Source organism: Mesorhizobium sp. M7A.F.Ca.US.002.01.1.1, assembly GCF_004022955.1.
Lineage (GTDB): Bacteria > Pseudomonadota > Alphaproteobacteria > Rhizobiales > Rhizobiaceae > Mesorhizobium > Mesorhizobium ciceri.
In genome coordinates this window covers 1-6246 of sequence record NZ_RZQE01000353.1, presented here as the reverse complement: position 1 = coordinate 6246, position 6246 = coordinate 1, and the positions used below count along the sequence as shown (strand labels likewise).

The 6246-nt window shown below is 63.1% G+C and carries 7 protein-coding genes and 2 pseudogenes; 5 read left to right on the top strand and 4 right to left on the bottom strand.

Annotated features, from left to right (window positions below):
• A pseudogene (locus EN932_RS26185) lies at nt 1-122 on the bottom strand (Bcr/CflA family drug resistance efflux transporter); the annotation flags it as partial.
• 188 nt (nt 123-310) lie between these two features.
• Between EN932_RS26185 and EN932_RS26180 the strand changes: the two are divergent.
• From EN932_RS26180 to EN932_RS26165, 4 genes are all read left to right on the top strand, one after another.
• Nucleotides 311-1000 (top strand): TetR/AcrR family transcriptional regulator, encoded by a 690-nt coding sequence (locus tag EN932_RS26180; protein WP_127385649.1) that lies wholly within the window; start codon nt 311-313, stop codon nt 998-1000.
• Between the two features lie 118 nt (nt 1001-1118).
• A complete protein-coding gene (locus EN932_RS26175; protein ID WP_013531016.1) occupies nt 1119-1655 on the top strand; it encodes an SspB family protein in 537 nt (178 codons plus the stop codon).
• A gap of 16 nt (nt 1656-1671) precedes the next feature.
• On the top strand, nt 1672-1869 hold the full coding sequence (locus EN932_RS26170) for a DUF4169 family protein (protein WP_024501426.1): 198 nt from the start codon (nt 1672-1674) through the stop codon (nt 1867-1869).
• Complete coding sequence (locus EN932_RS26165) at nt 1866-2090, top strand: ribbon-helix-helix domain-containing protein (RefSeq protein ID WP_013531014.1); 225 nt, start codon at nt 1866-1868, stop codon at nt 2088-2090. The genes EN932_RS26170 and EN932_RS26165 overlap by 4 nt, the downstream gene beginning before the upstream one ends.
• On the opposite strand, the gene EN932_RS26160 is transcribed toward EN932_RS26165, so the two are convergent.
• Nucleotides 2087-3889 carry a chloride channel protein gene (locus tag EN932_RS26160; protein ID WP_013531013.1) on the bottom strand — a complete coding sequence of 601 codons (1803 nt, stop codon included), beginning with the start codon at nt 3887-3889 and terminating at the stop codon, nt 2087-2089. The two genes, EN932_RS26165 and EN932_RS26160, sit on opposite strands and share 4 nt — an antisense overlap.
• Before the next feature lie 154 nt (nt 3890-4043).
• On the opposite strand from EN932_RS26160, the gene EN932_RS26155 reads away from it, so the two are divergent.
• The gene (locus tag EN932_RS26155) at nt 4044-4496 is read left to right on the top strand and encodes a helix-turn-helix domain-containing protein (protein ID WP_063172462.1); all 453 of its coding nucleotides are present in this window, start codon (nt 4044-4046) and stop codon (nt 4494-4496) included.
• Nucleotides 4497-4505: 9 nt separating this feature from the next.
• Here the strand turns inward: EN932_RS26155 and ubiA are convergent, their stop codons facing one another.
• On the bottom strand, nt 4506-5420 hold the full coding sequence (gene ubiA, locus EN932_RS26150) for a 4-hydroxybenzoate octaprenyltransferase (RefSeq protein WP_063172463.1): 915 nt from the start codon (nt 5418-5420) through the stop codon (nt 4506-4508).
• A 17-nt stretch (nt 5421-5437) separates the two neighbouring features.
• Nucleotides 5438-6246: pseudogene (locus EN932_RS26145) on the bottom strand (AsmA-like C-terminal region-containing protein); the annotation flags it as partial.

Genomic DNA, 6246 nt, shown 5'->3' with positions numbered 1-6246 from the left:
GTGCCGGCATGCAGATCGGCGCCGATCGACGGCAGCGCGGGCAGATACATGTCGATGGCGAACGGGCCGATGGCGGACAACAAGCCGAGCACGACCGCGATGCGGAGGAATTTGGGACTCATGATAGAGGCTTCTTTCAAATCTGGTTGCCGCCGCCAGGCGACGTCTAACCTAGGACGTTCCATCCCGTCAGATTCCGACACCTCGAGAGCGAGTTCTGTTCGTCTCTCTCATGCGAAATCTCTTAATCTTGTGTCCACAAATTTAGACACTCTTGTCTAAATCGTCAATCGCCTCTATATAGTTTTTTATGAAGCTGCACGTTTCTCCTGACATTTTCCCGCCACGCGGTCATGAGGCCAAGCGCCTGTCGATCGTCGACTCCGCCGCCACCGTGTTTTGCCGCGAAGGTTTCGCCGGCGCCAACATCGACCTGATCGCCGCCGAAGCCGGCGTCTCGCGCCAGACCATCTACAACCATCACGGCGACAAGGAAAAACTGTTCGTCGCTGTGGTCCGTGATCTGACCGAACGTTGCAATGCCGGAATCTTCGCCACCATTGCCACCTTCCCCGATCAGCCGGGGGATCTCGAAGCCGACCTGATCGGCTTTGCGGTGCGCTTGAATCAGAATTGCATCTGCAACCGCGATGGAAAATTCCTGCGCAAGCTGATCCAGACCGAAGGCGAGCGCTATCCCGAACTGTTTGCCGAATGGCGCGAACAGGGACCGGGCAGGACATGGCCGGCAATCGCCGCCCGCTTCGCCCGCCTCGCCTATGGCGGCTATCTCACGATCGAGGACCCGGACGTGGCGGCACGCCAGTTCCTTGGCCTCGTCAATGCCGAACTGCAGACCACCTTCATGCTTGGCGGCTCGCCGCGCGAGGACGAGGTGCTGCGATCCGCGACCAATGGCGTGCGTACCTTCCTGCGCGCCTTCGGCAAGCGCCGCTCCGCGGCATCGTCCGAAAAGCAAAGCGCGCTCGCCAGCGCCTGAGCGATCAAATCGCTGGCAATAGTCTTCGCTTCCGCGCGAGGGTGATCTATATGCGGTTTACGCCGCGCTCAAGCTTGATTACAGCTATGCGGACGATTCAACGGAACCCGACCGCCACATGGCCGACGACCACATCCGCTACGACATTCTGGCCCAGGAGGCGTTGCGCGGCGTCATGCGCAAGGTCCTGGCCGAGGTCGCGCGCACCGGCCTCCCCGGCAACCACCACTTCTTCATCACCTTCCTGACCGGCGCGCCGGGCGTACGCGTGTCTTCGCGGCTGCGCGAGCGCTATCCCGAGCAGATGACCATCGTCATTCAGTTCCAGTATTGGGACCTGAAGGTGACCGATACCGGCTTCGAGGTTGGCCTGTCCTTCTCCGATGTGCCGGAAAAACTCGAAATCCCGTTCTCGGCCGTGCGCGGCTTCTATGATCCCTCGGTCAATTTCGAACTCGAATTCGACGTCAAGACGGATGGTGCGGCAGCCGATGAACCGGCTGCGCCAACTCCGGAGCCGTTGACCATCGTCTCCGAGAAAAAGCCGAAGGCCGAGAAGAAGGCCGCCGCCGAGGCGGAGAAGAAGCCCGCGGCCGCGGACGCCGCTACCAAGGGCGCCGAAGTGGTCTCGCTCGACGCCTTCCGCAAGAAATAGGCCGGCGACTCACGCCGTGGCCGAAATCGTCAATCTCCGCCAGGCCCGCAAGCAGAAGGCGCGGGACGAAAAGCTGCGCGCCGCCGAACAGAACCGCGCGCTGCACGGCCGCTCCAAGGCCGAAAAGGAACGCGACCGCGTCGCCGCCGACAAGAGCGAAAAATTCGTTGCCGGGCATCGTCGTGAAAAGCCCGGCGACCCCGGCCGTCAATGAGCCCGGTCGAAAAGCGTTCGGTGACCATTCGCGGCCACCGCACCAGCTACTCGCTTGAAAAGCCCTTTTATGACGACCTCGTCGCGATCGCGGCGACCAGGGAGCTGACGCTCGCTGCTCTTGTCGCCGAAGTCGACGAGACGCGGCCCCGCGACACCAACCTGTCCTCGGCGTTGAGGCTCCATGTGCTGGAGTGGGCGAAGCGAGGAGAGAGTATCTAAAGGCTTTCGACCGCGTCGTCCTTTTTCCTGCGTCTGGTGCCAAAGCCAAGCAAGGTCGAACGCTCGCGCTCCTCGGCCTGTTTCCTGGACCGCACGCGCATCAGATCCTTCCAGCCGACATAGCCGACCAGCAACGAGCCTTCGCGAGTGACGACGGGCAGATGGGAGACGTTGGCCATCAGCAGCTTGTCGGAGAGACCTTCGAGATATTCGTCCGGATAGGCCAGCGTCACCTTGCTGCCGGCCAGCAACGCGCCAAGCGTGGTGGTGCGGTGCGTGCCGGCGCGTCTCCAGCGCAAGATCGCCGGCGGATCGATGAGGCCCAGCACCTGACCGTTCTCGTCGACCACCGGGAAACTCGGATGCCGTGTTTCCGGCGCCGTCAGGAAGGCTGCTGCGCCATGCAGCGTCATCGTCGCCGGCACGCTTTCGACCTGCGACGTCATCACCTCGCGCACCCGGGTCAGGGCGAAAGGGTCGACACGGTATTCGCGAACCAGATGGTGTCCCCTTCTGGCGATCTTTTCGGTCAGGATCGAACGCTTCATCAGAAGCACGGTCACGGCATGCGCCGCGGCGCAGGCGGCAATCAGCGGCACCAGCATATGTGTGTTGCCGGTCAGTTCGACGGCGAAGAACGTGGCGGTCAGCGGCGCGCGCATCGTGCCGCCCATGGTGGCGGCCATTGCCAGCAGCGCCCAGAAACCCGGATCCGCGGCAGGCAGAACGCCGGCGAGCACAGCGCCCATAGCCCCGCCCATGATCAACAGCGGCGCCAGCACACCTCCCGACGTTCCCGAGCCGAGCGCTACCGACCAGATGATCGCCTTGACCACCAGCAGCAGGAGTGCCGCCGTCGCGACGGTGCGGCCATCCAGCATGTCGGTGATGTTGTCATAGCCGACACCGAGCGCGTGCGGTTCGATCAGCCCGCCTATGCCGACCACCAGGCCGCCAAGCATCGGCCACCACATCCAGTGGATCGGCAGCTTCTGAAAACCGTCCTCGCAGGCGTAGACCATCTGCGTCAGCAGTCCCGACAGAAGTCCTGCACAAACGCCGATCGCCACCCAGCCGGCAAGGCCGACAAAAGACACCTCCATGCCGCCCTGAAACGGAAAGATCGGCCCGGGCAGATGCAGCATGGTGCGCTCGACCTCGGCGATAACGGCCGCGACCGCCACCGGAATGAAGCTGCGCGGGGTCCATTCGAATAGCAGCAGTTCGACCGCCAGCATGATGGCGGCGATCGGTGTTCCGAACACCGTGGTCATGCCCGCTGCCGCACCAGCCACCAGCAGGGTCTTGCGCTCGTTGTCGCTGACCGGCAGCATCTGTGCGATCAGCGAGCCGATCGCGCCGCCTGTCATGATGATCGGTCCTTCCGCGCCGAACGGTCCGCCGGAACCGATCGAGATCGCCGACGACAGCGGCTTCAGGATCGCCACCTTGGCGTCGAGTTTCGAGCGCCCGAGCAGGATCGCCTCGATGGCTTCGGGAATGCCGTGGCCGCGGATCTTCTCGCTGCCATAGCGCGCCATCAGGCCGATGATCAGCGCACCGATCACCGGAACTAGGACTGCGGCAAGCCCAAGCGGCGTGTTCTCGAGCTTCAGGTCGGCAAGCGAGAATTGGCCGAAATAGGCGATGTTGGTGGCAAGCCGGATCAGCTTCAAAAGCGCGATGCCGGCAAACAACCCGGCTGTCGCCACCACCACGGCAATGGCGGCGACGAGCAGCACCCTGGGATCCGTGGTGAAATCGCGCAGGTGCTCCGGGTTCGAATGATGGGTCTTCATGGCAGTTGCTTCCTGGCGGCGGCCGTATGTCTGGGATGCGGCACGGTCGAAGCGGCCAGCCGGGTTTGTCGGTGGCTATGTATCGTAACACGATATAAATATTCAAGCCGGTTTCGCCCGAAATCCGTTTGAGCTTTCGCCGGAAAACGAACACATGTCTGATATGTCGCAGCCACGAGAACAACGTCCCGCCATCAGCCAGGCCGATTACCAGCGGCTGTCGGAGTTTCGCTACCTGATCCGCCGGTTCCTCGAATTCAGCCAGGTCCAGGCGGAAGACGCCGGCCTGACCCCGCGCCAGCATCAGGCGCTGCTGGCGATCAAGGGATTCCCCGGCGGCGGCCCGGTGACGGTTGGCGATCTCGCGGAACGCCTGCGCATTCGCCACCACAGCGCCGTCGAACTGGTCAACCGTCTCGGCGAGGCAGGGCTGGTCACAAGGGATCAGGACAAGGACGACCATCGCCGCGTGCTGCTGCAACTGACCGAGCGCGCCGACGATTGCCTGGCCGAGCTGTCGGCGGCGCATCTCGACGAACTGTCACGTATCGAACCGATGCTGCGGCGGCTGCTCGATCGAGACCGTAATGAAGCTCCGCCACCTTAATGAGCCTGCTCACCATGTTCCGATGAAGGCTGCCAAGGCCAGCAGCACGCCTGTCAGGATATTTGCCAGGAACAGACGAAAATTCACCTCCGGACGGGCAAGGTCAATCCGCCAGGTCTGCCAGCCAAGCTGCGCGGCGACCACCAGCATTCCAATGGCGTAAGGCAGCGACATGCCCAACAACCAACCTCCAAGCGACCACGCGCCAACCGTCAGAGCATAGAAAAGGCCAATGCAGGTCTTGCCATGCCGGCCGAACAAGATCGCTGTCGATTTCAGCCCGAGGCGGGTGTCGTCTTTCACGTCAACGTAGGCATAGACGGTGTCATAACCGATCTGCCATGCGATGGCTCCGGCCCACATAAGCAATGCTCCCACCGGGATATGTCCTGCGACCTCGGCCCATGCCATAAGCATCCCCCAGTTGAACGCCGCGCCCAGCACGGCCTGGGGCCAATGGGTGAAACGCTTGCACAGCGGATAGATGAACACGAGCGGCAGAACGCAGATAGCGACCAGGCGCGTGTAGGGAGTTAGAAAAAACAGCAGGGCAGCCGCGAGTGCAAGCTCAACGGTCAGAAAGACAAAGGCCTGCAGGGCGCCCATCTGTCCGCTCGCCAGCGGCCGGAAGCGAGTCCGCTCGACATGGCCGTCAAACTTGCGGTCCGCAATGTCATTGACCGTGGAGCCGGCGCTTCTCATCAGCAAAGCGCCGAGAGAGAAGACAGCCAGTTCCAGAAAGTCCGGGAAACCGTGCGACGCTTGTATCAGCGCAGCCCAGCAAGGAAAAAGCGTCAGCCATATCCCTACAGGGCGATCCAGCCGCGCCAGTCGCGTATATGGTCGCCATGCGGACGGCAATCGGCGATCCACCCAATCGCCCCGGTGAATATCGCTTAAGTCAGGACGGCTCAAAGTCGTCATGAGACCTCCAACTTTCGCTACTGCAGCGACTTCAGCAGATTGTCGATCGTGAACGGATTGGACTTCGGCTTGGCCGGCGGCGGATTGTCGTTGGCCTGCGGCAGCGGCGCCCGCTCCACCTTCGGAGGCTGCGCGGCCTTGCGTTCGGCTTCGAGCCTTGCCTTTTCCTGCGAGGCAATACGCATCGCCTCTTCCGCCTTCTGCCGCTCCTGCTCGGCCTGCGCTTTGGCCGCCTCGTCGGCGGCCTGCTTTTCGGCAGCCGCCTTCGCTTCGGCATCGGCCTTGGCTTTGGCATCTGCGTCCGCCTTGGCTTTCGCCTTCGCGTCGGCCTGAGCCTTTGCGTCCGCCTCAGCCTGAGCCTGTGCATCCGCTTCGGCCTTGGCCTTGGCGTCAGCTTCGGCTTTGAGCCGCGCTGCTTCCTCCTGCCGGCGCAATTCCTCGGCCGCCTTGTCGCGAGCATCCTGCAGCGCAGCGTAATAGCGCACTTCGCGCCGCAGCCGCTGCTTCTCGAGCAGCGCGGCCTGCATCGCCTCGACGCGCTGCTGCTCCTTCTCCAGCGCGCGCTGGGTCAGGAACTGCGCCAGCGGCTCACTGTCGAATGCTCGTTTGACCGCGCCGAACGGCCCCTCGGCGGTGAAATTCACAACCGGCTCGGAGCCGACCAGCGCCTCGTCGCCAGGCTGATAAGTGATCGCACCCTTGGCCGACACCGTGGCCGCGTTGAGATCCGCCGTGATGTCGGCGGACAAGGTCGCCGCTGGATTTTCCAGGCTGACCGGCGGCGCCCGCAGCGTGCCGCCGGCAACCGTGAAGGCTATGTCGGTAT

Excerpts from the sequence above, each read along its gene's own strand:
- EN932_RS26180 (WP_127385649.1), top strand. The coding sequence starts at position 311 with ATGAAGCTGCACGTTTCTCCTGACATTTTCCCGCCACGCGGTCATGAG.
- EN932_RS26175 (WP_013531016.1), top strand. The coding sequence starts at position 1,119 with ATGGCCGACGACCACATCCGCTACGACATTCTGGCCCAGGAGGCGTTG.
- EN932_RS26165 (WP_013531014.1), top strand. The coding sequence starts at position 1,866 with ATGAGCCCGGTCGAAAAGCGTTCGGTGACCATTCGCGGCCACCGCACC.
- EN932_RS26160 (WP_013531013.1), bottom strand. The coding sequence starts at position 3,889 with ATGAAGACCCATCATTCGAACCCGGAGCACCTGCGCGATTTCACCACG.
- EN932_RS26155 (WP_063172462.1), top strand. The coding sequence starts at position 4,044 with ATGTCTGATATGTCGCAGCCACGAGAACAACGTCCCGCCATCAGCCAG.
- ubiA (WP_063172463.1), bottom strand. The coding sequence starts at position 5,420 with ATGACGACTTTGAGCCGTCCTGACTTAAGCGATATTCACCGGGGCGAT.